The 24,650-nt window shown below is 72.9% G+C and carries 25 protein-coding genes; 12 read left to right on the top strand and 13 right to left on the bottom strand.

Annotation, left to right across the window (positions count from 1 at the left end; translation table 11 throughout):
* Nucleotides 1-37: 37 nt before the first annotated feature.
* From AC54T2_RS18100 to AC54T2_RS18065, 8 genes are all read right to left on the bottom strand, one after another.
* A complete protein-coding gene (locus tag AC54T2_RS18100; protein WP_489974671.1) occupies nucleotides 38-685 on the bottom strand; it encodes a response regulator in 648 nt (215 codons plus the stop codon).
* Nucleotides 660-2,243 carry a sensor histidine kinase gene (locus AC54T2_RS18095; RefSeq protein ID WP_496666870.1) on the bottom strand — a complete coding sequence of 528 codons (1,584 nt, stop codon included), beginning with the start codon at nucleotides 2,241-2,243 and terminating at the stop codon, nucleotides 660-662. Before AC54T2_RS18095 ends, AC54T2_RS18100 begins: the two co-directional genes overlap by 26 nt.
* Nucleotide 2,244: 1 nt before the next feature.
* On the bottom strand, nucleotides 2,245-3,162 hold the full coding sequence (locus tag AC54T2_RS18090) for a type II secretion system F family protein (protein WP_496666910.1): 918 nt from the start codon (nucleotides 3,160-3,162) through the stop codon (nucleotides 2,245-2,247).
* Nucleotides 3,163-3,172: 10 nt separating this feature from the next.
* Nucleotides 3,173-5,083 carry a type II secretion system F family protein gene (locus tag AC54T2_RS18085; RefSeq protein WP_496666869.1) on the bottom strand — a complete coding sequence of 637 codons (1,911 nt, stop codon included), beginning with the start codon at nucleotides 5,081-5,083 and terminating at the stop codon, nucleotides 3,173-3,175.
* Nucleotides 5,080-6,357: a TadA family conjugal transfer-associated ATPase gene (locus AC54T2_RS18080; RefSeq protein WP_496666868.1), complete on the bottom strand. Its 1,278-nt coding sequence runs from the start codon at nucleotides 6,355-6,357 to the stop codon at nucleotides 5,080-5,082. Before AC54T2_RS18080 ends, AC54T2_RS18085 begins: the two co-directional genes overlap by 4 nt.
* Nucleotides 6,358-6,508: 151 nt before the next feature.
* Nucleotides 6,509-7,756 carry a CpaE/TadZ family protein gene (locus AC54T2_RS18075; protein WP_496666867.1) on the bottom strand — a complete coding sequence of 416 codons (1,248 nt, stop codon included), beginning with the start codon at nucleotides 7,754-7,756 and terminating at the stop codon, nucleotides 6,509-6,511.
* Nucleotides 7,753-8,529 (bottom strand): Flp pilus assembly protein CpaB, encoded by a 777-nt coding sequence (gene cpaB / locus AC54T2_RS18070; protein WP_489974666.1) that lies wholly within the window; start codon nucleotides 8,527-8,529, stop codon nucleotides 7,753-7,755. The genes AC54T2_RS18075 and cpaB overlap by 4 nt, the downstream gene beginning before the upstream one ends.
* Nucleotides 8,530-8,819: 290 nt before the next feature.
* A complete protein-coding gene (locus tag AC54T2_RS18065; RefSeq protein ID WP_496666866.1) occupies nucleotides 8,820-10,619 on the bottom strand; it encodes an AMP-dependent synthetase/ligase in 1,800 nt (599 codons plus the stop codon).
* Between the two features lie 118 nt (nucleotides 10,620-10,737).
* Here AC54T2_RS18065 and AC54T2_RS18060 point away from each other — a divergent pair, with 118 nt between their 5' ends.
* The 4 genes from AC54T2_RS18060 to AC54T2_RS18045 are packed head-to-tail and all read left to right on the top strand — an operon-like array spanning nucleotide 10,738 to nucleotide 13,890.
* Nucleotides 10,738-11,175, top strand: coding sequence for an SRPBCC family protein (locus AC54T2_RS18060; RefSeq protein ID WP_489974664.1), 438 nt, complete (start codon nucleotides 10,738-10,740; stop codon nucleotides 11,173-11,175).
* Nucleotides 11,176-11,189: 14 nt separating this feature from the next.
* Complete coding sequence (locus AC54T2_RS18055; RefSeq protein WP_496666865.1) at nucleotides 11,190-12,473, top strand: ArsA family ATPase; 1,284 nt, start codon at nucleotides 11,190-11,192, stop codon at nucleotides 12,471-12,473.
* Entirely contained in the window at nucleotides 12,470-12,922 is a 453-nt protein-coding gene (locus tag AC54T2_RS18050; RefSeq protein WP_496666864.1) for a hypothetical protein, read from the top strand. Before AC54T2_RS18055 ends, AC54T2_RS18050 begins: the two co-directional genes overlap by 4 nt.
* Entirely contained in the window at nucleotides 12,919-13,890 is a 972-nt protein-coding gene (locus AC54T2_RS18045; protein WP_489974661.1) for an ROK family protein, read from the top strand. Before AC54T2_RS18050 ends, AC54T2_RS18045 begins: the two co-directional genes overlap by 4 nt.
* Here AC54T2_RS18045 and AC54T2_RS18040 read toward each other — a convergent pair.
* Entirely contained in the window at nucleotides 13,875-15,101 is a 1,227-nt protein-coding gene (locus AC54T2_RS18040; RefSeq protein ID WP_186341025.1) for an ornithine cyclodeaminase family domain, read from the bottom strand. The two genes, AC54T2_RS18045 and AC54T2_RS18040, sit on opposite strands and share 16 nt — an antisense overlap.
* Before the next feature lie 37 nt (nucleotides 15,102-15,138).
* Entirely contained in the window at nucleotides 15,139-15,657 is a 519-nt protein-coding gene (locus tag AC54T2_RS18035; protein ID WP_489974660.1) for a hypothetical protein, read from the bottom strand.
* Between the two features lie 127 nt (nucleotides 15,658-15,784).
* Between AC54T2_RS18035 and AC54T2_RS18030 the strand changes: the two genes are divergently transcribed.
* The 5 genes from AC54T2_RS18030 to AC54T2_RS18010 are packed head-to-tail and all read left to right on the top strand — an operon-like array spanning nucleotide 15,785 to nucleotide 19,727.
* Nucleotides 15,785-16,597, top strand: a complete 813-nt coding sequence (locus AC54T2_RS18030) for an alpha/beta fold hydrolase (protein ID WP_489974659.1) — start codon at nucleotides 15,785-15,787, stop codon at nucleotides 16,595-16,597.
* A gap of 9 nt (nucleotides 16,598-16,606) precedes the next feature.
* Complete coding sequence (locus AC54T2_RS18025) at nucleotides 16,607-17,383, top strand: lysophospholipid acyltransferase family protein (protein ID WP_186341027.1); 777 nt, start codon at nucleotides 16,607-16,609, stop codon at nucleotides 17,381-17,383.
* Between the two features lie 23 nt (nucleotides 17,384-17,406).
* Nucleotides 17,407-18,534, top strand: a complete 1,128-nt coding sequence (macS, locus tag AC54T2_RS18020; protein WP_496666863.1) for a MacS family sensor histidine kinase — start codon at nucleotides 17,407-17,409, stop codon at nucleotides 18,532-18,534.
* 5 nt (nucleotides 18,535-18,539) lie between these two features.
* Nucleotides 18,540-19,046 carry a flavin reductase gene (locus AC54T2_RS18015; RefSeq protein WP_489974657.1) on the top strand — a complete coding sequence of 169 codons (507 nt, stop codon included), beginning with the start codon at nucleotides 18,540-18,542 and terminating at the stop codon, nucleotides 19,044-19,046.
* A 39-nt stretch (nucleotides 19,047-19,085) separates the two neighbouring features.
* Nucleotides 19,086-19,727 carry a response regulator gene (locus AC54T2_RS18010; protein ID WP_186341029.1) on the top strand — a complete coding sequence of 214 codons (642 nt, stop codon included), beginning with the start codon at nucleotides 19,086-19,088 and terminating at the stop codon, nucleotides 19,725-19,727.
* Nucleotides 19,728-19,736: 9 nt separating this feature from the next.
* Here AC54T2_RS18010 and AC54T2_RS18005 read toward each other — a convergent pair whose 3' ends face one another.
* The 3 genes from AC54T2_RS18005 to AC54T2_RS17995 form a co-directional block, all read right to left on the bottom strand.
* On the bottom strand, nucleotides 19,737-20,375 hold the full coding sequence (locus tag AC54T2_RS18005) for a hypothetical protein (RefSeq protein ID WP_496666862.1): 639 nt from the start codon (nucleotides 20,373-20,375) through the stop codon (nucleotides 19,737-19,739).
* 287 nt (nucleotides 20,376-20,662) lie between these two features.
* Nucleotides 20,663-21,301 (bottom strand): class F sortase, encoded by a 639-nt coding sequence (locus AC54T2_RS18000; protein ID WP_496666861.1) that lies wholly within the window; start codon nucleotides 21,299-21,301, stop codon nucleotides 20,663-20,665.
* Entirely contained in the window at nucleotides 21,298-22,224 is a 927-nt protein-coding gene (locus AC54T2_RS17995; RefSeq protein ID WP_496666860.1) for a DUF4397 domain-containing protein, read from the bottom strand. Before AC54T2_RS17995 ends, AC54T2_RS18000 begins: the two co-directional genes overlap by 4 nt.
* Before the next feature lie 169 nt (nucleotides 22,225-22,393).
* Here AC54T2_RS17995 and AC54T2_RS17990 point away from each other — a divergent pair, with 169 nt between their 5' ends.
* The 3 genes from AC54T2_RS17990 to AC54T2_RS17980 are packed head-to-tail and all read left to right on the top strand — an operon-like array spanning nucleotide 22,394 to nucleotide 24,648.
* A complete protein-coding gene (locus AC54T2_RS17990) occupies nucleotides 22,394-23,287 on the top strand; it encodes an arylamine N-acetyltransferase family protein (RefSeq protein ID WP_496666859.1) in 894 nt (297 codons plus the stop codon).
* The gene (locus AC54T2_RS17985) at nucleotides 23,284-23,733 is read left to right on the top strand and encodes a GNAT family N-acetyltransferase (RefSeq protein WP_186341034.1); all 450 of its coding nucleotides are present in this window, start codon (nucleotides 23,284-23,286) and stop codon (nucleotides 23,731-23,733) included. Before AC54T2_RS17990 ends, AC54T2_RS17985 begins: the two co-directional genes overlap by 4 nt.
* A gap of 9 nt (nucleotides 23,734-23,742) precedes the next feature.
* Nucleotides 23,743-24,648: a hypothetical protein gene (locus AC54T2_RS17980; protein WP_186341035.1), complete on the top strand. Its 906-nt coding sequence runs from the start codon at nucleotides 23,743-23,745 to the stop codon at nucleotides 24,646-24,648.
* Nucleotides 24,649-24,650 lie beyond the last annotated feature (2 nt).

Raw genomic sequence — 24,650 nt, 5'->3', positions numbered from 1 at the left:
TCGTCGGACCACCCGCCGGCGCCTGTCGGCGCGACGTTCAGAACCGAGGCCGTGACTGCTGGTCGAGCAGGCCGATCCGCATGGCGGTGACCAGTGCCTGGGCCCGGTTGGCAGCGCCGAGCTTCTGGTAGATGTGGGTGATGTGTGTCTTGGCCGTCGACTCGCTGAGGTAGAGTCGGCCGGCGATCTCACCCGTGCCCAGACCCTCGGCGAGCAGGGCGAGCACCTCCTCCTCGCGCCCGGACAACCGGGGCGTGGACGGACCCGCCGCGCGTCTCATCATCGCCGCGCTCAATCCGGTGCACAAGAAGGTCCGTGGCGCCACGGCAGCGTGCTTGGCCGCGCTGACCACCTCGGAGGCCTTGCTGTCCTTGCCGACGAACGCCGAGGCGCCGGCCTCCATGGCAGCGAAGATCTGGTCGTCACCGGCGTGCATCGTCAGCACGACGAGGCCGGTGGAGTCGCTCGTCCTCCGGACGGCCCGCACCACGTCGAGACCGTGGCCGTCGGGCATCTGGAGGTCCGTCACGACGACGTCGGGCTGGAGGTCCACCCAGGCCGCGACGCCGTCGGCGACGCTCGCGGCCTGACCGACGACGCTCATGTCGTCGTCCCGCTCGAACGCCCGGGCGAGGCCCTGACGGATCAGCTCGTGGTCGTCAACGAGCAAGACGGTGGTGCTCATGGGCGCGCTCTCCTTCGTGAGGTGCAGTTGCGGGTGACCGCAGGGTGACGAGCGTTCCGCCGCCCGGTCGTGGCGCCACGTCGAGTGCTGCGCCGACCGCCGCGGCACGCTCGCTCATGCCCTGGAGTCCCCAGTGGCGTTCGCGAGGGCCGGCGTTGCCGACCCCGTCGTCGGCGACCTCGAGGCGGAGGTCGTTGCCGTCGGAGTCGAGGCTCACCCAGAGGTTGTCGGCCCCCGCGTGCTTGCGCGCGTTGCCGATCGCCTCCTGGGCCACCCGCAGCACCTCGGTGGCGTGACGCGGGGACAGTGGAGGCCCCGACTCGGCGAGGGACAGGTGCACCCTCAACCCCGTCGCGTCGCCCACCTCGCGGGCGTAGTCGGCCAGCGAGGCGGCCAGTCGACCGTCCGTGATCTCGTGGCGGAGGTCGAAGATCGAGAACCGGATCTCGGAGACGAGGCGGGTGATCTCCGATCGCAGCGTCGAGGCCAGCATGCGTGTCTCCGCGTGGTTGCTGACGGACTCGATCTCGTCCACCAGGAACCCCAGCCCGACGATCTCCTGGGCCACGCCGTCGTGCATCTCGCGGGCGATCCGGTTGCGCTCCTGCGAGGTGGCCAGCCCGCGGACGTCGTCGAACAGCACCGCGGTGTCGAGACGGAGGGCGAACTCGTCGGCCACCTCCAGCGCGCGCTCGTCGAGGTCGTGGGTCCACCTGGGCACCCCGACGAGCACGCAGTAGCCCAGGATCTGTTCCGCGCCGTGGAGCGGGACGACGGCCGTTCCCGGCGTACGCTCGGCATCGTCGCGGCGGATCTCGTCCGCCAGCCGCTCCGAGTCGTCGCCGCCGTTGAGGGGCCGGATGGAGTCATCGGCACCCACGACGAAGACGACGGACCGGGCGCAGCCCGTCGCTGCCCGCATCGCGGCGTCGAGCTCGATGGTCAGGGACGCGGTGTCGAGCCCGAGCGTGCCCGACTTCGCGAGCTCGTGGATGCGCGCCATCAGCTGGTGGGCTGCGGCGTGGGGCGCCTGGCGCGCGACCAGGCTCCGCGTGGAGCGCGACTGCCAGCTCGCGAGCAGCCCCACGCCGAGCCCGATCATGATCCAGGGGAATGACTGGGCCACCCGGTCGACCGAGGCGCCGCTCCCGTCTGCAGCGACTGCTGCGATGACAGCCGCGACGCCGACCAGCGACGAGTTGACCGTGGTGATCCACCCGTGTCGGACGCCTGCCACCACACAGGGGACAGAGAGGTACGGCAGCAGGCCGGGGTGACCGGTGGCAGTCGTCACGACGATGGCCACGAGGGCCGACTCGGCCACCGGGATCCACGGTGCCGACCTGGCCAGCGACCCCCATTCCAGCGCGGACGTGACGCCGGCGATGAGGCAGACGGCTGTGAGGATGGGCGCGGACTCGGTGAACCGTCCGTCCGCCAGGATCATCCCCGTCGCCAGCGCGAGGGCGAACGTCCGGAAGGCCGTCGCTGCCCGCCAGGCCCGGACCGCCGGGGCCGATGATCGACCGGGCACGGGCGAGCGACGGGCCAGTCCCATGTCAGATCTTCATGAAGGTGCCGGCGATCTGGATGCCGGCCGGCCCGATGATCACGATGAACAGGCACGGCAGGATGAACAGCACCAACGGGATCATGATGCGGACGGGAACCTGCTGGGCCTTCTCCTCTGCGCGCTGGCGACGCTTGGTGCGCATCTCCTTGCTCTGGATCCGGAGCACGCGGCCGATCGGGATGCCCAGGCTGTCGGCCTGCACCATGGCCATGCAGAACGACCTGAGGTCGGGAAGCGACGTACGCTCGCTCATGGCCTTCATGGCTGCGGCACGTCCCACACCGATCTGCATCTCCTGCAGCAACCGAGCGAACTCCTGGGCGAGCGGGCCCTGGGTGTTGCGGGCCACGCGCTCGACGGCTGCGTCGAACCCGAGACCCGCCTCGACCGAGATCGTGAGCAGGTCGAGTGCGTCGGGCAGCGAGTTGCGCATGAGCTTGACTCGCTTCTCGCCGGCGTTGTACAGCAGGATGTTGGGGAGCACGTACCCGAATCCCGCGAGCAGCGCCGTGGCGACGAGCGTGCGGTAGAACGGCATTCCCATGCCGAGGATGTAGAGGAAGCCGAGACCGCCGAAGCCCCCGAGGCCGAGAACCTTGAGGCCGATGAGCCGGTTGACGTCCCATCCCGGGGGATTGCCGGCGATGTCGAGGCGGTGCTGGAGCTTCACCGCCGTGTCTGCCCGCACGAGCCGTCGGCCGAGGTTGACGGCCCGATCGCCGAGCGGACCCAGGATCCGCTCCGCGAACGGCCGCTCGATCTCCTGCTTCAAGATCTCGGGTGACAGTTCCATCGCCTTGATCGTCGCCACCGACCTGGCCACGCCGCGGCGGTCGGCGGTGAAGGCGCCGATCACGGACAGCGAGAGCGTCATGGCCACGCACACGAGCGCGGCGCCCAGCATCAAGATCACGTCATACCTCCACTCGAGCGAGCTTGGCCATGGCCCACGACCCCATGGCGAGAAGAGCGCCCGCCGCCGCCAACAGCGCGTACCCGGGGAGGGTCGTGTAGAGCACCGAGATGTACTCCCGGTTGGCGAACATCATGAAGATGAAGAGGGCGACCGGCAGTCCCGCGAGGATGTAGCCGCTCAGGCGACCCTCGGCGCTCAGCGCGCGGACCTGTCGCCTGAGGTACTCGCGCTCACGCAGGGTGTCGGCGACGGTGTTCAGGATCTCGGCGAGGTTGCCCCCGACCTCGCGTTGGATCCGGATCGCCATGACGACCCACGAGAAGTCGTCACTGTCCATCCGCTCACCGACCGCCTCGAGGGCGTCGGTGATGTCCACGCCGAGCCGCTGCTCCACCAGCGCGCGACGCAGCTCGCCGGACATCGGCTGGCTCCCGTCACGTACCACCGTGTCGACGGCCTGCGGCAGGGACAGTCCTGCCTGCAGCCCACCCGCCATCAGCCCGAGCGTCTCCGGGAGCTGACCGCTGAAGGCCGTCAGGCGACGACCGTGTCGCCACTTCAGGTAGAACCACGGCCCGACCGCGCCGGCGACGAGGCCGAGGACCGCCAGGCCGGCACTGCCCACGAGGAAGCCGCCCATGGCGCTGGCGACGGCGATCCCTGCGTGGAGGAGGATCCACTCCGACGCCGTCAGTGCGGAGCCCGCACCCGTCAGCCGACGGCTGATCCGGGTCTCGAGGTCGGCGTTGACGACCTTGTCGGCGACCGCGATCGCGGACTGGCGCAGGGAGGCCGTCTCGGTGAGCGCCTTCTTCCTGCGTCGCTTCGACCCCGGCTGGGCATCGGCCGCGGCGAAGTACGCGTCGAGCCGGGACTCGGCGGTCGTGGGGCCGCGCGGACCCGTCAGGGCGACGACCAGGACGCCGCCGAGACCGAGGAAGATCGCGAGCGCGCCCATCAGCATGGCCGGGGTGCTGACCAGTGCCTTGCCCGTCTCCACGACATCGGGCACGTCGATCGCCGAGGTGCCGAGGGAGACGAGGGCCGAGTCGGCGAACGTCTGGTCGCCGTTGGTGACGGTGACGTCGATCGAGGCCTCAGCGCCGACCCCCTCGGGGGGTTCGAAGGTGACCACGAGCTGGTGCGCCAGGGCGTCGCCCTGGTCGGCGAGCACCGCGCTGAGCGCGTCGGGATCGGCCGGGATGACGCGACCGCCCGTGTTGTCGGCGAGGGTGCTGACCTGCTTGGCCTGGGTGGCGCTCTGGAGCGCGACCACGTCGACGACCACGCCGGCGTCCACTGCGCCGCCCGACGCGACGTCGAGCGTCGTCACGCTGTTGGTGTCGGCCCCGTCGGAGAGCACGAGCAGCGACCGCGCGCCGTCGTCGCCGAGCAGCTCCCGCGCGGCGTCGATGGCGTCGTAGACGCTGGTCCCCTTCGTGAGCTTGGCGCCCTCGACAGCGGCCAGCACCACCGCCCTGTCGTCGGAGGGCGCGATCCGGTCCTTGACCTTGCCCGCGAAGGTCACCAGACCGACCGCGATCTCGGGCGGGGTCGCCTCCAGGTATGCGTTGACCGCTGCGACAGCCGCGTCGTACTTGTCGCCCTTCTGCATGCTCGCGCTCGTGTCCACCACGAGGACCGTGGAGCGCTGGATGCCGCCCGTGGCGGCCGTCTTGACGCTCGCCTGCACCGGGTTGCCGTCCACGACCACCGAGAGGGTGTCACCGTCGACGACGCTGCCCTCGGGAAGGCCGTCCGCCGACATCAGCATGGAGACCAGCCCGGGCCCGGACTCCACGTGGTCGATGTTGATCTCGTTGGTCGCGTGGGCCGGCAGGGCGCTGCCCAGCGCGACGAACGACCCGGCGAGCAGCGCGGAGACGCCCCGCGCGAGCGATCGCCTCATGTCCGCGCGCCCGTCATGAAGACCGACGGGTCCACCCGGACGCCGTGGTCCTGGAGGCGCTCGAGGAAGCGTGGTCGGAGGCCGGTGGAGACCAGCTGCCCGCGGAACTTCCCGTCCTCGTCGACGCCTGCGTTGTAGTCGAAGAGGAACACGTCCTGGGTGGTGATGATGTCACCCTCCATGCCCACGATCTCCGTGATCGCCGTGATCCGGCGGGTGCCGTCCTTGAGCCTGGTCTGCTGGATGATGAGGTCGACCGCGCTCGACACCTGCTCGCGGATCGCGCGGACCGGGAGGTCCATGCCGGCCATCAGCACCATCGTCTCGAGGCGGGCCAGGGCGTCGCGCGGCGTGTTGGCGTGAAGGGTCGAGATCGACCCGTCGTGGCCGGTGTTCATGGCCTGGAGCATGTCGAGCGCGGCGGCGTCACGGATCTCACCCACGACGATGCGGTCGGGCCGCATGCGCAGGGAGTTCTTGACCAGGTCGCGGATCAGGACCGCGCCCTTGCCCTCGATGTTGGGAGGCCGCGACTCGAGGCGGAGCACGTGGTCCTGCCCGAGTCGGAGCTCGGCGGCGTCCTCGATGGTGACGATCCGCTCGTCCTCGGGGATGAAGGACGACAGCACGTTGAGGGTGGTCGTCTTGCCCGCGCCCGTGCCTCCGGACACCAGCATGTTGAGCCGTCCCCGGACGCAGGCCTCCAACAGGCTCGCAGCGGCGCGGCTCAGGCTGCCGAAGCGGATCAGGTCCTCGACCGTGAAGGGGTCCTCGGAGAACTTGCGGATGGTGAGCTTCGAACCGTCCAGCGCGAGCGGGGGGATGATGGCGTTGACACGGCTGCCGTCGGGCAGTCGCGCGTCCACCATGGGGCTGGTCTCGTCGACCCGGCGGCCGATCTTGCTGACGATCTTGTCGATCGTGCGGCGCAGGTGGGCCTCGTCGGAGAACGACGTGTCCACCTTGACGAGCTTGCCGCCACGCTCGACGTAGATCGAGTCGTAGGCGTTGACCATGACCTCGGACAGGGTGGAGTCCCGCAGGAGGGGCTCGATGGGCCCGTAGCCGAGGATGTCGTCGGCGATCTCCTGCGACACCCGGGTCCGGTCGGTCGAGGACATCGGGCGCTCGGTCTCGCCGATGGCCTTCTGCAGCGCGATCCGCACCTGCTGCTCGAGCTCGCTGTGCGTCATGTGGACGTCGTAGAGCTTGGGTCCCAGGGCTTCGACCAGCTGGGCGTGCACGACTCGCTTGACATCGAGGAACGGGTCCACCCCGGTTGCCTTCGGGCGCGCTGCCGAGACGGGAACCCCGGGCACCTTCGCCGGTTCGGCCGGTGCGATCCCGGCGGGGGGCGTGACGGTGGGCGCGTGGGGGGCGTCGGAGCGGGAGCGGGCGGCAGCCAGCCGGTCGGTGAGGCTCACGTCAGGCCTTCCTCAGTCGGAGACGGCCGGCGGGCCTTCGGCCGGCGGCGGTGGTCTGGGCGGGGACCTTCGGGGCCAGGGTGGCCGAGAGGGAGGCGGCGAGCGCCTTGAAGGCCTTGCTGTTGGGGTGGTTGGGGTGCGCACGAACGATCGCCTCGCCGCGATTGACGCACGCCAGCACCTCGCGGCTCGACTCAAGGGAGTGGTCGGCCTTGAGCTTCACCGTCGACTCGAACTCGTCGACGCTCAGCCCGACCTTCGCGTCGGCGCGGTTGAGGACGAGCGTCCACGAGCTGCGCTCGAAGTTGAGCAGGTCGAGCGTGCCGGTGGCCAGCTTGAGCCCCTTGAGCGAGGGGATGTCCAGCGTGGCGACGAGCACGATCGTCGCCGAGCGGTCGAGGGCGGCGAGCGCGAGGTCGTCGAAGGAGCCGGACGTGTCGACGACGACGAAGTCGAACATCGCCTGCAATGCCTCCAGCAGCTTGCCGACGTCCTCGCTGGTCGCCTTGTCGGCGGCGTCGAGGTGCACGGGTGCGGCGATGATCGACAGTCCGGGGGAGTGGGGGGTCACCAAGGACTCGACGGCCGACGCGTCGATGTCGCCGCTGAAGGCGATCAGGTCGCCCACGGTGCGGACCGGGGTGGCCTGGAGCATGATCGCGACGTCCCCGTTGTTGACGTCGAGGTCGACGATGCAGACGTCGTGGCCGAGGTCGGCGAGCGCGGCCCCGGTGTTGGTGGCGACGAGGCTCTTGCCGACGCCGCCCTTCGTCGAGAAGACGGTGACCACCTTGCCGCGAGGGGCGTTCTCGGCCTCGGTCGCCGCGGCGGCCGCTGCCTGGGCGGACTGCACGGCGTTCTGTGTCGCCGCCTGCACCTCACCCTCCAGCGTCTGGGCGATCGCCGAGGCCACGTTGCGGGCACGCTGCACGGCCGTGGTGATGCCGGCGAGGTCCTTGGCGGCCACCACCTCTCGCATGCCCGAGCGGAGTGCCAGCGACAGGGCGGTGCTGTCCACCTCGTGACGCAGGAAGATCACGCCGAGGTCCGGACGGTGGACCCGCGCCCACTGGGCGAGCGTCGAGGCGTCCTCGGGGGTGATGGAGGGACCGATGACGACGGCGAACTCCGTCGGGGAGGTCCGAATGTGATCGCCGAGCTCTTCCATCGTGCCGAAGGCCTGGGACCCGTGCAGCATCGCCTGGAGCAGGGCGAGGTGCCCTCGGTCGGACTCGACGATCGCGGTCACGACGCCGTCCGGAAGATCTCGGGCATCAGGTCGGCGGCACTCACGCCCGGTCCGTCGTCGACCTTCGAGTCCTCTGAGAGGAGGGCGAAGGAGATCTCGGCGTTGCGGGCGGCGAAGATGACCTTCTCTGCCTGCTTCTGGTCCACCGCGAGGGTGAGGATGGCCCTCGGCACCTCCTCGACGATCTGCTCGCCCTCGTCGGTGGTGGTGGTCTTGGCGGAGATGCTCGACGTGCCGACGCCGATGACCTGCACCTTGGGAAGCAGCAGACGGGTGTAGGGGGGGAGGCTCTGCTCCGAGCCGTCGGGAAGCCGGCGGATGGGGTCGGCTGAGAGGAAGATCGCGACGTCCGACCCCGGGTTGACGAAGCCGGCGACACGGGCGGGGTCGCTCAGCTCCACCGAGATGGCGACCTTGTCGTCCGGGATGATGAGTCCCTCCGTGTTGCTGAGGGTGCCGAACTTGGGGGCGATCACCTGCTCGCCTGCGTAGATGGTGCCGAGTGACACGAGGTCTGCGATGGACCCGGTCGAGGACAGCGCGCCGTCGACCACGTCGTCACGGCGCACCTGCCGCTTGGCGAACTTCCCTGCGTCCATCGCGGCGGCCACGGACTCACCGGGCTCGATGGTGTCGGTGGCGGCGAGCACCTCGACCAGCTCCTGGCCCGCGACGGCGCGCTTGTCGATGCCCTGGACGTAGAGCACGATCAGCGCGGTGCCGACCAGCGCGATGACGAGCGCGACTGCGAGTAGGACAGAGCGGCGAGCCATGGAGTCTTCCTTCGGGTGGGGGTGTCCGTACGAGGTCAGGCGACCGGGGTCGGGGACGACGGCGTACGGGCAGGATGCTGCCGACCTGCGCGAGACCTGAGGCTGTGTGCGGACACGCGCGTGCACCCCTCTCGCAGGTCGTCGGGGGTCCCGGATGATCCCCAGCGACAGGAATCTAGGGGTCTGCGATCGGTGGGCGCGGGCTAAACCTGGCAAACCACCCGATCATTGCCTCGGCATGGCCCGAAGTGACTAGTCCGACCTAGTCACGGCTGATCCCGCGGACGGCCTCAGCCGAGGTAGAGCGCCTCGATCTCGTCGCGGGTCTCGCGCATCACCACGCGCCGCTTGAGCTTGAGGCTGGGGGTGAGCTGGCCGCCCTCCTCGGTCCACTCATCGGTGAGGATGGTGAACTTGCGGATCGACTCCGCCTTCGACACCGACTTGTTGGCCTCGTCGACGGCCTCCTGCACCGCCGCGACCAGGTCCGGGTCGTCCACGAGGGCGCTGAGGTCGGGCACCTTGCCGTGCTGCTCCGCCCAGGCCGGGAAGGTCTCGCGGTCGATGGTGACGAGCGCACCGATGAAGGGCTGGCCGTCGCCCACGACCAGGCACTGGTCGATGAGCGCGTGCGACCGCAGCCGGTCCTCGAGCACGGCGGGGGCGACGTTCTTGCCGCCGGCCGTGACGATGATCTCCTTCTTGCGGCCGGTGATGCGCACGAAGCCCTCGTCGTCGACCTCGCCGACGTCGCCGGTGTGGAACCAGCCGTCGCGGTCGATCGCCTCGGCCGTGGCCTCCTCGTCGCCCCAGTAGCCGGCGAAGACCTGCCCGCCGCGGAAGAGCAGCTCGCCGTCGTCGGCCACGCGCACGCTGGTGCCGGGGAACGGACGTCCCACGGTGCCGATCTTCGTGGCCTCGGGCAGGTTGACCGACAGGGCGGCCGTCGTCTCGGTCAGGCCGTAGCCCTCGAGCACCGGGACGCCGATGCCGCGGTAGAAGTGGCCGAGCCGGTCACCCAGCGGTGCGCCTCCGGAGATGGCGTGGCGGCAGCTGCCCCCCAGCGCCTGCCGCAGCTTGGCGTAGACGAGCCGGTCGAAGAGCGCGTGCTGGATGCGCAGGCGGGCGGGCACCCGCTTGCCGTCGGAGGCGCGCGACCACGCGATCGCGACGTCCGCCGCGCGGTCGAAGATCTTCCCCCGGCCGTCGGCGGTCGCCCGCTGCGAGGCGCTGTTGAAGACCTTCTCGAACACCCTGGGCACGGCCAGGATGAAGGTGGGCCTGAACTCGCCGAGGTCGGCCACCAGGTTCTTGATGTCGCAGCTGTGGCCCATCTTGGCCCGGCTCTTCACGCAGCCCACCTGGATGATGCGCGCGAAGACGTGGGCCAGCGGCAGGAACAGCAGGGTCGAGGCGCCCTCGGTGTCGAAGAGCTCCGCGAGCTCGTCGACGGCCACACCGAGCTCGAACATGAAGTTGCCGTGGGTGAGCATGCAGCCCTTGGGCTTGCCGGTCGTGCCACTGGTGTAGATGAGGGTGGCCAGGTCGAGCGGCGTCGCCGACGTGCGCCGTTGCTCCAGCACCTCGTCGGAGATGTCGGAGCCGAGCCGGCGCAGCACGTCGACGGCGTTGTCCTGCAGCGACCACACGTGCTGCAGCTCGGCCAGGTCGTTGGACCCGCGTGCCTCGCGCACCCGGGCGAGGTGGTCGGAGCCCTCCGCGACGACGGCCCGGGTGCCGGAGTCCTGGAGGATCCACCCGATCTGCTCGGCCGAGGACGTCTCGTAGATGGGCACCGTCACGGCGCCGGCGAACCAGATGGCGTAGTCGAGGAGGGTCCACTCGTAGCGGGTCTTGGACAGCAGGGCGACCCGGTCGCCGACCTCCACGCCTGCGGCGACGAGCCCCTTGGCCACCGCGCGGACGTCGTCGTGGAACTCGGCCGCGGTGACGTCGACCCAGGCGCCGTCCTCGGTCGGGCGGCTGAACACGGCCGTCTCGGCGAAGTCGCGCGCGTTGGTCACGACGTCGTCGGTGAGGTTCCCCGTGGTGGGGATCGCGATGGAGAGCGGCGTGGAGTACTCACGCACGGTGGAACCTCCTGGAGATGGTGGACTGCGATCCGCAGGCTATCCCGCGGACTTCCGCCGGCCGCAGGCCCGGTGGCACCGGGCCGGAACGGGCGCGGCGGTGGGCTAGGCTCCGGCCATGGCCGAACAGACCTCCTCGTCGATCGTCGTCGACGCTCCTCCGGCCGAGGTGATGGCCGTCATCGCCGACTTCGAGGCCTACCCCGAGTGGGCCAAGGGGGTGCAGAAGGCCGAGGTCACGGTCCCCGGGACGGGCGACCGCGCCGAGCAGGTCTACTTCGCGCTCGACGTCTCCCCGATCAAGGACGAGTACACCCTCGCCTATGACTGGGACGGTGACCGGGAGGTCACCTGGACCCTCGTCGAGGGCAACATGCTGAAGGCGCTCGACGGCGCCTACACGCTCGTCGACCGTGGCGACGGCAGCACCGAGGTCACCTACCGGCTCGCCCTCGACGTGAGCATCCCGCTCATCGGCATGCTCAAGCGCAAGGGCGAGAAGATCCTCATCGACGCCGCGCTGAAGGGCCTCAAGAAGCGCGTCGAGTCGCTCTGACACGCGGTCCGGGCATGCGGATCCTGCTGTTCACCGGCAAGGGCGGCGTCGGCAAGTCGACGCTGGCCGCCGCCACGGCGTGCGCAGCGGCGGCCGCCGGCCACCGGACCCTGGTGCTGTCGACCGATGCCGCCCACTCGCTGGCCGACGCGCTGGACGTCGCGGCCTCGTCCGAGCCGACTGAGGCCGCGGACAACCTGTGGGTCCAGCACGTCGACGCCCAGGAACGGTTCGACCGGTCCTGGTCCGACATCCAGGGCTACCTCCTCAGCGTGCTCGACGTGGCCGGGGTGGACCATGTCGCCGCCGAGGAGCTCACCGTCATCCCCGGCGCCGAGGAGGTGCTGGCCCTGCTCGAGGTGCGCGCGCAGGCGAGGTCGGGGCAGTGGGACGTCCTCGTGGTGGACTGCGCGCCGACGGCCGAGACCCTGCGCCTGCTCGCCCTCCCCGAGGCGCTCGGGTGGTACATGGGACGCGTCCTGCCCGCCCAGCGCCGCGTGGTGAAGGCGCTCAAGCCGGTCCTGACCAGGGCGGCCGGCGTGCCGATGCCGGAGGACTCGGTCTTCGACGCCATCGAACGGCTCCACGCCGACCTCGACGACGTACGCACCGTGCTCACCGGGCCCGAGACATCCGTGCGGCTGGTCCTGACGCCCGAGTCGGTCGTGCTGGCCGAGGCGCGTCGGGCCTACACGTTCCTCACGCTCTTCGGCTACAGCGTCGACACGGCGATCGTCAACCGGGTGTTCCCCGAGGAGGGGGCCGACGAGTGGCGCCGTACCTGGGTCGAGGCGCAGCGTCGTCGGCTCGAGGACGCGGCCGACTCCTTCGCCGGCCTCGACGTGCGCCGATCGGTCTACCGGGCCACGGAGCCCGTGGGCCGCGACGAGCTCCTCGAGGTCGCGGCGTCGGTGTACGACGGCTCCGACCCGCTGGGACACGGCACCTCCGCGCCGGCGATGTCGGTGCGCACCACGCCCGGTGCCGTCGTCGTGTCGCTCCCGCTGCCGCTCGCCGCCCAGGACGACGTGGGGCTGGTCCGCAAGGGCGACGAGCTGATCGTCTCGGTGGCCTCCTACCGCCGGCTCCTGACGCTGCCGACCGGGCTCGCGCGCCATCGCGTCTCCGGGGCCCGGGTGCGCGACGGCGAGCTGCAGGTCCGGTTCACCGCCCCGGTCGACGGTGCGGCCCGCGCGGCCGACGCCCACCCCGACGCCCACCCCGACGCCCACCCCGACGCCCACCCCGACGCCCACTCCGACGCCGACCCTGACGACGTGCCCGAGGAGGCCTCGTGACCGACGCAGACCCGCACGCCGACCGGCACACGGATCCGCACGCCGACCCGCACCCCGATCCGCACGCCGATCTGCACGCCGTGGGATCGCTGGGGGAGGAGGCGACCAGGCTGCTCGGCGCCCTCTCCGGCTGGGCCCGCGAGCACGCGGACGAGGCCGGCGACGGGCTGACCGGCCTGGCGTCGCACCTCGCGGCGTCCGCCCACGACCTCGACGACCACCTCGCGACCGGTTCGGCCGAGTGCACGGTGTGTCCCGTGTGCCGGATGGTGGCCGTGGTGCGCCAGACCAGTCCCGAGGTGAGTGCCCACCTCGGCGCCGCGGCGGCGTCGCTCGCGCAGGCGTTCTCCGCTGTCATGGCGACGCGGGGTCCCCGGACGCCCCGCCGGGAGGACGACCCCGACGTCGAGCACATCGACCTCGACGACGAGTGGCCCGAGGACCCGTGAGCGGCCGGGGGCCGGGCGTGGTGGTCGGGGTCGACATCGGCGGCACCAAGGTCCTGGCCGGTGTGGTCGACGCCGAGGGCCGGGTCACCCGCACGGCGCGGCGCACGACCCCGGGCCGCCGGGTGGTGACCAGCCGCGTCGAGGACGCGCTGGTCGAGGCCGTCGTCGAGGCCGCGGCCGGGGCGCCACTCGCCGGCGTGGGCGTGGCCGCCGCGGGACTCGTGGACCGGGCGGGGGAGCGGGTGATGTTCGCGCCGCACCTGCCGTGGCAGGGCGAGCCGCTGCGCGAGCTGCTCGCCGACCGCCTCGGGTGTGCCGTCCTGCTCGACAACGACGCCAACTGCGCCGCGCGGGCGGAGGCGACCCACGGCGCCGCGCGGGGGGCAGGGTCGGCGTTGATGATCACGATGGGCACCGGGATCGGTGGCGCCGTGCTCCTCGACGGTCGCGTCGTGCGGGGCGCCAACGGCATGGCGGGCGAGTTCGGGCACATGCAGGTCGTCCCGGACGGCCTGACGTGCGAGTGCGGGCGGCGGGGTTGCTGGGAGCAGTACTCGTCCGGCAACGCGCTCGTCCGTCACGCCCGCGCCGCGCTGGCGGCGGGGCAGCCGTCGGTGCTGCACGAGACCGCCGACGGCGACCTCGACCGGGTGAGCGGACCGATGGTGACGGCGGCGGCCGGCAGCGGCGACCCGGTGGCGGCGCAGGCGTTCGCCTCCGTGGGCGACTGGCTCGGGGTCGGCACGGCCAACCTCGTCGCGGCGCTGGACCCCGAGGTCGTGATGGTCGGCGGTGGACTGTCCGCCGCCGGCGACCTGCTGCTGGAGCCGGCGCGCGCGGCGCTGCGACGCTCGCTCGTCGGCGGCGCCCACCGCCGGACCCCGGACGTCCTCGCTGCCCGGCTGGGCCCGCAGGCGGGCATGATCGGGGCGGCCCTGCTGGTGTCGGCGGCTCACGCCCAGCGGTAGTCGGGCACCAGCTCCAGTGCGAGCTGCTCGAGGAACAGGGCGACGTCGGTCACGATGCCGCGCCCCGGGTTGGCCCCCCGGTCGGTGAGCCGGCTGACCGTGGCGGGGTCGCTGTCGACACACACCAGGGGCACGGTGGCGGGCAGGAGGCTGCCCGTGGCGGAGGCGAGGAGCCGCGTCGCCAGCATCATGCAGTGGCCTGCGCCGCGGACCTCCGCGCGCATCGCCCGCTGTCCCTCGACCACGTCGGTGTAGGCCTCGGGCATGGGCCCGTCGTCGCGGACCGAGGCGACGAGCACGAACCGCTTGTCGTGCGTGACGAGCGCGTGCATCAGCCCGCTCGTCAGCACCCCGTCACGGACGGCCTGCGCGATCGAGCCTGCCTTGCGGATCGTGTTGACGGCCCGCACCCGGTGCTCGTGGCCGTGCTCGTAGCCGCGCACGCCACGGATGCCCGGCCCGTGGAGCGCCGCCTCGACGTCGTGGGCCGCGACGGCGTTGCCCGCGAAGAGCACGTCGACCCAACCGTCTCGGACCAGCGCCACGAGTGCGGGCACGGCTCCGGCGTGCACGACCCCCGGGCCGGCCACCCAGATCAGGGGCTTGCCGTCCGAGCGCGCCTCGCGCATCCCGTCGGCGACCTGCCGCACGAAGATCGCCTGCGGCCGGTCGGGCACGTCGCCCTCGGCGGAGCCGCTCGCGGACGGTGCCACGCGGCGACCCGGCACGCTCACCTGGATGCCGGTGGCGCCCGTCACGACGCGCATGCCACGCACGACGTCGGGCATCGGGATCGTGCGGACGCGGTGGTCGCCGTACGGCGTCGTCTCGACGACCAGGCCACAGTCCATCTCGGGGGCCTCGACGTCATGCCAGCGCCCGTCCAGCCGGACACGGGTGGGGAGGCTGGTCGTGGCGTAGAACCCGTCGGGCAGGACCCCGTCGTGGGCTGCGGCCACCAGCGTCGCGTCGCCGTGGAGCACCTGGTTGACCCCGCGGGTCTGCAGCCGCATGAGGAGGCGCTGCAGGGAGTCGTCGTCGGGGGCCTCGACGGTGAGGCGGGCGCAGCTCGGGTCGTGCGCGTCGTGACCGACGTCGAACTCCTCGATGACGTAGTCGCCGCCGTACTCCCGGATGTCGTCGAGGACGCGCGACAGGATGCCGCTGTCCATCAGGTGACCCGTGATCTCGACCGTCTCGCGCGCCCCCACGCGCGAGACCCTACGCCCCGCGGATCGTGACCGGCGCTCAAACGCGCGAGCCGTCGTCCCAGGGATCGCGCGGAGCCTTCGGCATGTCGAGGACGAGGTAGACGAACCCGCCGACGAACCAGCCGACGAGCGCCCAGCCGACCAGGGGAGCGACGTAGAAGGAGAACAGGCCGATGACGAGGGCGACGACCGGTGAGACGAACACCCCGGCCCAGGCGAGTCCCCGCTGCCAGGTGCGCGGGACGGGGAAGGGCGGCGCGGGAGGGGGCTTGAACTGCTCGGCCCGGGCGATCGCCTGCTCGCGACGCTCGACCTCGTCGACGTCGCGCAGGTGCTCGGGCAGCTCGTCCGACAGCTCGTCCGACGGGGGCACCGTGGGGTCGTCAGCCGAGGCACCCGCCGCGTCGTCGCTCGGCTCCTCGACCCGGTCGGTGGGAGGCGCGTCGGCGCTGGGCGAGGAGCGCGCCTGGTCGTCGAGGACGGCGCGCTCGCCGTAGTGGGCGACGATCTCGCGCCACGCGAGCTCGGTGCGGCTCTCGTCCTCCGGGCGACTCACACGGTCCACGGTAGCGGGGGACTGGTTCCACGTCGCGGGGTCGCTCGGGGACCCTCCGCCGGACGACCGGTGCGGCGCTCCGACGCGTCCGGGGTGCGGCCGTGCCGGGCTGGTGCACACTGTGCGCGTGAAGCTCCCCCTCCCGGGCACCCGGGCCCCGCTCCTCGACCCCGAGCGGGTCGCGCCGATGTCGACGCCTGCGCGGCCCGAGCTGACGGGCGGACGGCGCATCGGCGTGCTCGTGCAGCACGGCTTCACCGGCAACCCCGTCTCGATGCGACCGTGGGCCGAGGACCTCGCGGCACGCGGCTACGCCGTCGAGATGCCGCTGCTCCCCGGTCACGGCACCCGCTGGCAGGACCTCAACAAGGTCACCTGGGCCGACTGGGTCGCGACCGTCGAGGGCGCCCTCGACAAGCTGTCGTCGGAGAACGACGCCGTGGTGGCCGTCGGGCTCTCCATGGGCGGTGCGCTGTGCCTGCGACTCGCCGCCGACCACGGTGAGGACCTCGCCGGGATCGTCGTCGTCAACCCCGCGGTCGACACGCTGCGCAAGGACGTCAAGCTGCTGCCCCTGCTCAAGCACGTCCTCCCGGGGATGCCGGGCATCGCCAACGACATCAAGAAGCCGGGCGCCGACGAGCACGGCTACCCGACCACGCCGCTGAGGGCGGCCGCGTCGATGTTCGCCGGCTACGCCGACCTGCGCCGCGACCTGCCCAGGATCGCCGTCCCGGTGCTGTTCTTCCGCTCGGCCGAGGACCACGTGGTCGACATCGCGAGCTCGCGCGCCCTGCACGCGGGCCTGTCGTCCACCGACTTCGAGGAGCGGGTGCTGGAGGACAGCTACCACGTCGCCACCCTCGACCACGACGCCCCGCGGATCTTCGCCGAGTCCGCCGAGTTCATCGAGCGGGTCACCGCCCAGCAGCAGGGATAGTCTCGGACAGTGCTCTATTGGTTCCTGAAGTGGATCGCCCTCGGGCCGGTCCTGCGACTCGTCTTCCGGCCCAAGGTCTACGGGGTGGACAACGTGCCCGAGGTGGGTCCGGCGATCATCGCGAGCAACCACCTCTCCTACGCCGACTGGCTGTTCATGCCGCTCACGCTCAACCGTCGCGTGACCTTCGTGGCCAAGGCGGAGTACTTCACCAGCCCTGGCATCAAGGGCTGGTTCCAGAAGAAGTTCTTCACCGGCGCCGGACAGGTCCCGATCGACCGATCCGGCGCCAACGCCGCCGAGGGCGCGATGAAGTCGGCGATGCGGATCCTCGCCGCGGGCGACCTCTTCGGCATCTACCCCGAGGGCACCCGGTCCCACGACGGCAGGCTCTACCGCGGCAAGACCGGGGTGGCCCGGCTCGCCCTGGAGAGCGGCGCCCCGGTCATCCCGTGCGCGGTGGTCGGCACCGACGTCGTTGCGCCCACGGGCAAGGTCTATGGCACCTGGACGCGCCCGGTCGTGCGCTTCGGCGCGCCCCTCGACTTCTCCCGCTACGCGGGCATGGAGAACGACCGCTACATCCTGCGCTCGATCACCGACGAGATCATGTACGAGATCATGCGGCTCTCCGGCCAGGAGTACGTCGACCTCTACGCGAGCAAGGCCAAGGAGCTCGACAAGGAGAGGGCCAAGCAGGCCGACCGCGAGAAGGCCGAGCGGGAGAAGGCGGCGCGCGAGCAGTCGGACGACGGGCCCGGGCAGCCCGATCGGAAGGCGTCCTGAGCCTCCTGCGGCGCCCGCTGCCGGTGCACCCGCGGGCCGACTCCGCCCTCGCCGTCGAGGACCGCCTCTACTCGGCGCTCGCGCTCGTGCGGGTGGTCGTCACCGTCAACATGGTCGGCCTCAACGCCTACCGCCGCGACAGCTTCGCCCACCCCGACGTCGCCCTCGCCGTCGTGCTGGGCCTCGTCGTGTGGACGGGTGTCGCGATCTGGCTCTACGGCCGTCCCGCCACCCGTACGCCGGCCCTGCTGGTGGCCGACCTGCTGATCGCCGTCGCGGCCATCGCGGTCACGCCGTGGCTGAAGTCGGAGGGCTTCCTCGCGACCCTGCCGGGCTTCTGGGTGATGGGCGCCCTGCTGGCGTGGGCGATCCACTGGCACTGGAAGGGCGGCCTCGTGGCCGCCGTCGTGCTGTCGGTGGCGGACCTGCTGCCCCGTCAGGTGGTCGACCAGGGCAACTACGGCAACGTCTTCCTGGTCGTCATCGGCGGCCCGATCGTGGGCTACCTGTGCGAGTCGCTCCAGCGCATGGCGCGCGAGCGCGACGAGGCCGAGCGGGCGGCGGCAGCCGCGGAGGAACGCACGCGCCTGGCTCGCGCCGTCCACGACGGCGTCCTGCAGGTGCTGGCGATGGTGCAGCGGCAGGGGGCGGCCAGCGGCGGACAGTGGGCCGAGCTCGGCCGGCTCGCGGGCGAGCAGGAGCGCGGCCTGCGCTCGCTCATCCGGCAGCAGGACACCGTGCCGGCGGGGGCCGGGGACCTGGTCGACCTCGCCGGCGCGCTGGAGGCCATGGCCACCGCGCACCCGGTGCGGGTCGAGGTCGCCACCCCCGGTGGCGCCGTGCCGGTCGACGCCCACGTGGTGGCCGCGACCGTGGCGGCGGTCAAGGCGTGCCTCGACAACGTGCTCGCCCACGTCGGCCCCGACGCCACCGCGTGGGTCCTGGCCGAGGCCGGGCCGGGAGCGATCACGATCTCGGTGCGCGACGACGGTCCCGGGATCGCTCCCGGTCGGCTCCACCAGGCGGAGGCCGAGGGGCGCCTGGGCGTGGCGTCGTCGATCCGCGGGCGCGTCGAGGCGCTCGGCGGCACCGCGACCGTGCAGAGCGGAGAGTGGGGCACCGCGTGGGAGCTGGCGGTGCCGCTAGCGTGAGGCGGGTGACGATCCACGCCGGCCACCCGTTCCCCACCCCGGACGACCCCGTACGCCGCCTGCGCGGGCGCCTCGGTGGGTCCGTCTCGCTGTGGACGGCCGGGGACGACGCGGAGCGGGCCGGCCTGACGGTGACGTCGTGGCTCGTGGCGGGCGGCGAGCCCGGCCGGGTGGTGGCGCTGCTCGACCCGGACGCCGACCTCACCGAGCTGCTGCTCGAGTCGGGACGGGGCGTCGTGCAGTTGCTGTCGTGGGACGACCGCGGCCTCGCCGACGCCTTCGCCGGCACCGCCCCCGCGCCCGGCGGGCCGTGGCGGATGGCCGACTGGGTCGACACCTCCCACGGGCCGCGCCTGGCGCGGGCCGGCACCTGGGCCCTGGTCAGCGTCGAGACCCGGGCGGAGGCCGGGTGGTCGCGGCTGGTGACCTGCACCCTCGACGAGGTGGTGGTCGGCGATGACGACGAGCCCCTGGCGCACCGCCGCGGTCGCTACGTCCCGCCCGGCGCCTGACTGGTCTAGTCTCCTGCCCAGCTCTCGGAGGGGGGACGCATGGTCAGGGTGATGGTGGTCGACGACCACCCCATGTGGCGCGACGCGGTCGAGCGGGACCTGCAGGCGGCCGGGCACGAGGTCGTGGCGGTGGCCGCCAACGGGCGTGAGGCGATGGCCCGGTTTCCCGCGGCGGCGCCGCAGGTGGTGGTCCTCGACCTCCAGCTGCCCGACCACAGCGGGGTGCAGGTCACCGGCATGATGCTCGAGCACGACCCCGCGGCCCGCGTGCTGATCCTCTCCGCCAGCGGTGAGCAGGCCGACGTCCTCGACGCCGTCAAGGCCGGTGCCACCGGCTACCTGGTCAAGTCGGCCTCCAGCGCCGAGCTCATCGACGCGGTGGCCCGGGTCGCCGAGGGCGACACGGTGTTCACCCCCGGACTGGCCGGGCTGGTGCTGGGGGAGTTCCGCCGCATCGCCGACGGCCCCGCCGACGACCCGCGTGACCAGCTGACCGAGCGGGAGACCGAGATCCTCAAGATGGTCGCCACCGGCATGAGCTACAAGCAGATCGCCGGGCGCCTGGTGATCTCGCACCGCACCGTGCAGAACCATGTGCACAACACCCTGCGCAAGCTGCAGATGAACAACCGGGTGCAGCTGACCCGGTGGGCCATCGAGAACGGGCTCGACGAGTCCTGATCGCGCCGCTCAGGACGGGATCGTCACCACGGCGAGCACCCGGTCGACGGGGTCGTCCCCGGTGAGCTCGACGCGCCACTGGTCCGTGCCGCCCGACACCCCGCCCGAGGTGCCGCACGGCGTGGGCCGGCGGTCGGGCGCGGCACACGCCAGCGACAGCACCTCCTGCGACCGCACCACCCGCACGTCGCGCGCCTGGGTCGCGGTGACGTCGAGCGACGTCGTGGTCGCGAGCCCGCGGCCGTCGGCCGACGAGCTCCGCTCGACCGCACCCGTGAGCCGGTAGCGCACCTGGATGCGCGTCGCCTCGGCGAAGGAGTACGACGACCCGCCCGCGGGCACGACGCGCGGCCCGGCTGCGGTGCGACCGTCGGCGACGACCTCCACGTCGGCCGCCGCGATCTGGACGGCCCCGTCGAGGTCCGGCAGCGTGAGCCCGACCTCGTCGAGCGGGAGGTCGGAGTGGATCCAGTGCGTGACCTCGAGGTCGCCGTCGGCGCGCACCTCGGTCACGGCCCGCGACTCGCCCGCCGCGGGCCAGCCGTCGATCGGCAGGGCGGCCGCCGGTGGGCGCGACGACCCGTCCACCCCGACGACCTGCCACACCCCGACGGCGCCTCCGAGGGCCCCCGCGAGCGCGAGCGCCACGAGCAGGGGCGTCCGGCGGTCCGGCCGGCTCGGCCGGTCCGGGCCGGCGACCGGGACAGGAGCGGGGGGAGCGGCGGGGACAGGGGCGGGGACAAGAGCGGGGACAAGAGCGGGAGGAGGGGCGGGGACAGCGGCGGGGGCGGGTGCGGGCGCCGGTGAGGCGGGTGCGGCGGCACGGGGTCCTGCCGGGCGGGGCGCGCGCCGCGCGGAGGCCTGCTGCTCGGGTGGACGGCGCGGCGCGGGCGGCAGCACGGTGGGCAGGCGCTTCTGGTAGGGCTTCTTCGGGCTCATGTCGTCTCCGGGGGACCGATCGGCCGGGCACTCACCACGGCGAGGTTCTGGTAGCCGCCGCGGCCGGCGTCGTAGGGCGGCGCGCAGGTGACCAGCGTCAGCCGGAGATCGCCGGCCGCGGCGTAGATCCAGGCGTCGTCCGCGAGGCCGCCCTGCGGCACCAGCCGCCGCGACGTCACCTCGAAGTCCTGCCGGAGGCCGTCGGCCTCGAGCCGCACCCGCGCGCCCTCCGAGGTCGTGAGCATCTCGGCGAACGGTCCGAGTCCCTCGGTCCACGAGTCGACGTGCGCGGCGAGGAGGATCGAGCCGAACGGGTCGCCGATCCGGGAGCCGCCGCGCCACCATCCGGCGACGTCGACGTCGCCGGGGACGTCGAGGACGCCGGCGCCGGTGGTGCCCGCGGCGGTCACGGGGACGACGCGTCCGCTGGGGAGCGTGGCGCTGGCCGGTCGGCGCGGAGACACCTCCGATCGCGCCCGGCGAGCGGGGAGGACCGGCTGGGGACGGGGGTCCGCGGCCTGAGTGGTCGGCTCGTCGGCCGCCGGTGGGGTCGCGGCGGGGCCGGTCCCGGCGCACCCGGCGGCGGCGAGGAGGAGACCGGCGGAGACCAGGATCCCCGGTGCGCTGCGGGTCATCCCACGGGTGGTCGCGCGGAGGTGCGGGCTCGCGGGTGACGCAGGCAGGCGCGGGGGCGCCGGGCGCGCACGAGGAGCCCTGCCGCCACCAGCGCTGCCACGGCGAGGGCGGACCACGCCCCGGGTGACGGACCGGGTGGCGGAGCGGGCCACGGACCGGAGGCGGCCGGGTCGGCGGCGGAGGCCCCGAACGGTGCGACCGGGTCGTGCGCCAGCCCCGCCGAGCCGGTCTCGATGCGCGAGGGGCGCACGCTCCCGTCGGGTGCCAGCCGGGCGGTGTGCGCGATGACGTTCATCGAGCCGTCGCGCGGGTTGCCGTAGGCGTAGATCATCGAGAGCGTCCGGGGCTCCACCGTCACCTCGAGCGGTCCGAGGATGGGGTCGGCGTCCGTCCCGGAGGGCAGCAGCGCGACCTCGATGGACCCGGCCGGCACGTCGGCGTCGGCGAACTCGCCGTTGGCGATGTTGGTGAAGACGGTCTGCCCGTCCACCTCGACGTCGGCTGGGGCGACGGTCGCCGTGTGGGCGAGGAGGACGCGGGCCTTGCCGGGGCCGATGGGGCCGGCGGGCGCCGCGTAGGAGTGGACGACGGGGTCGCCGCCCACCTCGGCCGGCAGGTGCAGGACGACGTCGCTGGCCTCGCCGGCGCCGACGTCCAGGGTCGAGTCGACGCGCACGCCGTCGCCGCGGAAGCTGATCTCGTGGTCGCCGGACGGCAGGTCGAACGGGCCGAGCACGTCGCCGACGGCGACCCCCGCTGCGACCTCGCGCCCGTCGACGGAGACGTCGACCGAGGCACCGGGCACGGCCTGGATGACGGTGACCCGGGCGGGGACGGGCGCGGGCGCGTCGGCGCTCGCGGGCGGGCCGAGCACCACCGGCAGCCAGGCTGCCGCCACCAGCGCACGGAGTCGTCGACGCATCCCCACCACATCCCCACAGCCCGGCGTCCCGAGCGGGAGACCGTCCTCACCTGAACACCGGCCGGCCGGGCGGCTCAACCCCGATATGGGGTATGCGCCGCGCCGCGCGGGGCCACGGGCTACGGTCGTCGCGCGCCCGGTGGCCGGGTGGGCGAGAGCGAGGAGCAGCGTGGACGACGACACCGTGGTCGGGGCCTACCTCGCGCGCCTCGGGCTGGATGCCGCGCCGCCCGCGACGCTGGCCGGGCTGCGCGAGCTCCACCGGGCCCACGTCGCCCGGATCCCCTACGACAACCTCTCCACGATGCTCGGCCGTCCCGACCCGGTCGACCCGGTCGCGGCCGCCGCGCGTGCCGCCGGCGGTCGGCGGGTCGGCTACTGCTTCCAGCAGAACGGCGCGCTCGGCTGGCTCCTGGAGCGGCTCGGGTTCGCCGTCAGTCGTCGCCACGGCCACGTCTGGTTCCGGCCCGAGGACCAGCTCGGCACCGCCCTCAACCATCTGGTCCTCGTCGTGTCCGGGCTGCCCGCCGACGACAACCCCGGTGGCCACTGGTGGGCGGACGCCGGGCTGGGGGAGGGCTTCGCCGAGCCGCTGCCCCTGGTGCGCGGCGACCACGTGGTCGACGGGTGGTCCTTCGGCATCGGAGCGGGCTACGGCGCGCAGGCGGCCGGGCGCCCGACGGGGCCGGCCGCCTGGACCTACCGGCACCTGCCCGGCGGCGTGCTGCGGGGCCTGGTCGTCACGTCCCGCGACCACTCGGCCGAGGCCGTCGAGGCGGCGCACGACACCCTGAGCCGGGGCCCGGACTCGCCCTTCCGCCGCGTCGTCGTCGCCCAGCGCATCGACGGGGCGCACCAGCGCACCGTGCGGGGACTGGTGCACCAGGTCATGACCCCGGGTGGGAAGGACCAGCGCGACCTGACGTCGTACGCCGAGTGGCGCGGCGCGCTGGTCGACGACCTGCTGCTCGCGGTCGACGACGTCTCCGACGACGAGTGGGCGTCGCTGTGGGAGCGCACCCGGGCCGCCCACCGGGCCTGGGACGAGGCGGGTCGCCCGTGAGCGCGGCGCAGTGGCGGCGGGCGACCGCGGACGACGCGGTGGCGCTGCGCGACCTCGAGCGCGTCGCGAGCCAGGTCGGGCTCGCCCACGTGTTCGGCGAGCTGCCCTACCCCGACGACGACGTGCTCGCGCGCTGGGTGCTGCTCCTCGACGACCCGGAGGTGAGCGTCGAGGTCGTCGAGGACGGGCAGGGGCTGGTCGCCCTCGCCGCCCACGACGGCTCCACGCTGCGGCACCTGGCGGTGCGGCCCGACCACTGGAGCGCCGGGCTGGGCAGGGAGGGCTTCCTCCGCGCCGAGGCCGCGGGAGCCCGGCGGCTGTGGGTCCTCGAGGCCAACGCCAGGGCGCGCCGGCTCTACGAGTCCCTCGGCTGGGCACCCAGCGGCGTCACCCAGGAGTGCCCCTGGCCGCCCCATCCGACCGAGGTGGAGTACGCCGCTCCCTAGGATCGGTGCATGCCGGACGCCGACCCGCTGCTGGAGATCGCCGACGACCTCTACGCGCTGCCCCTCGCCGACTTCACGCCCGCGCGCGACGCGCTCGTCAAGGAGCACAGGGCCGACAAGGACCTCGCCGCCTCGATCAAGGGGCTGCGCAAGGCGTCCGTCGCGGCGTGGGTGGTCAACCTGCTCGTGCGCCGCGACCCCGACCAGGTCGACCAGGTGCTCGCCGTCGGCGAGGCCCTGCGCGACGCGCAGGACAACCTCGACGCCACCCAGCTGCGCGAGTTCACCAAGCAGCGCCGCCAGCTGACCGCGTCGGTCACCACCGCGGCGCGGCGGATGGCGCGCGAGGAGGGGGTGCGGACGACGGAGTCGGTGGCCGAGCAGGTCGAGGCCACCCTCACCGCCGCCATGCTGGAGCCCGATGCCGCGCGCGCCGTACGGAGCGGCCTGCTGGTGAGCGCGCTGTCGGCGACCGGGCTGGGCGACCTCGACCTCGGCGGCGCCGTGGCCGTGCCCGAGGCGCTCGGCTTCAGTGCGAAGGCCCGCCCGGCGCCGGGTCCCGACCCGACGCAGCGTCCGCAGCTCCACGTCGTCCCCGACCCCGACGCCGACGTCAAGGCGCGGTCGGCGGCCGACGAGCGGCTTGCCGAGGCGCGCAGCGCGCTCAAGGACCACGAGAAGGAGCACCGGGCGGCCCGCCGGTCGGTCGAGAAGCTGCAGGCGCGCACGCTCCAGGTCCAGTCCGAGATCGACGAGCTGCGCGGGCGGATCGCCACGCTCGAGGACACCCTCGAGGAGGTCGACGAGCAACTCGCCGAGGCCGAGGCGGCGCAGGCCGAGGTCGAGGAGGCCGTCGACGAGGCCAGGTCCGAGGTCGAGGCGGCGCGCGAGGCCCGCGAGCGGCTGAAGGGCTGACG

It is taken from the genome of Nocardioides sp. Z35_8 (genome assembly GCF_059621125.1).
This window is presented reverse-complemented; position numbering and strand designations above follow the sequence as displayed.